Below are 969 nucleotides of genomic sequence, written 5' to 3' on the forward strand. Positions count from 1 at the left end.
TATTAAAAAATATTTTCCAAAAGCGTTGGTAGCGGTTGTTGCTTATGATGGCGAACCGCCGTTGAATGTTCCAAAAAGCGCCATGCTTGCACAAGCCCTTGAAGGTTTTTTTGACAAAAAGGGAAAGCGGGAAAATTTTTTACTAATATCGACTGATTTTTCACATCACGGTAATCTTGAACTGACTGAAAAGAGGGATAGTTATTCGTTACGGTATTTAAAAAACCCCAGTGATAATTCCTGGTTTACGGTTGGCTGTGATAACAGGCCGGGAATTTTTGTGCTAGACCGTCTTGGGGAAAGCAATCTTGAATCTTTCATACTCTACCATACCAATTCATGGGAAATCTCTAATGAGTGGGAGCATGATGTAACCAGTTATTTTTTTGCGTATTTCGGGGATAAATCGCCAAAGACTTCACGCTAAGATCACGAAGGGACAAAGATCACAAAGAGGGGTGTCCGAAGGCTTAAGGAACGGTTAGAATACATTTAGAACTTTAGAAATATTTAAACTCCGTGTCCGTGTTTCTGCTATTATCCCATCTGAAAAATATTTAAATGTTGCTTCGTTATAAAAATTATTTATTTTCTAATTCTTTATACAATAAGCTAGGCTGTATTCCCTTATTATTTTGATATTTCTCACTGCTGTATTTTTCATATTCTCCTTCAATTGTATGATAGTATATTTGACAAATTTCTATATTAGGATATATTTTTATCGGCTGTATGCAAAACATCTCCAAAGTCCAATAACCGGCGAAACCTACGTCTCCAAATCCTGCCGAAACATGGATATATAAACCAAGCCTTCCAATAGATGACCGGCCATCTATCGCCGGAACATAATTTTCCGTTCTTGTGTATTCAATAGTTTCGCCTAAATATAATTTATTTGGATATAATATCATTCCGTCATTTGGAATAATTATTTTTTTATATTTATTATTTATTTTCATATCTAGT

Annotated in this window: 1 protein-coding gene and 1 pseudogene; one reads left to right on the forward strand and one right to left on the reverse strand. The window is 35.0% G+C overall.

The genetic code is table 11. From position 1 onward, the window contains the following. Window positions 1-427: pseudogene (locus tag ACYVRA_RS07410) on the forward strand (AmmeMemoRadiSam system protein B); the annotation flags it as partial. 154 nt (window positions 428-581) lie between these two features. Here ACYVRA_RS07410 and ACYVRA_RS07415 read toward each other — a convergent pair. Then, a partial coding sequence (locus tag ACYVRA_RS07415) for a dCTP deaminase (RefSeq protein ID WP_461252107.1) occupies window positions 582-969 on the reverse strand: 388 nt, incomplete at its 5' end.

This window comes from Treponema sp. R8-4-B8 (assembly GCF_054786175.1).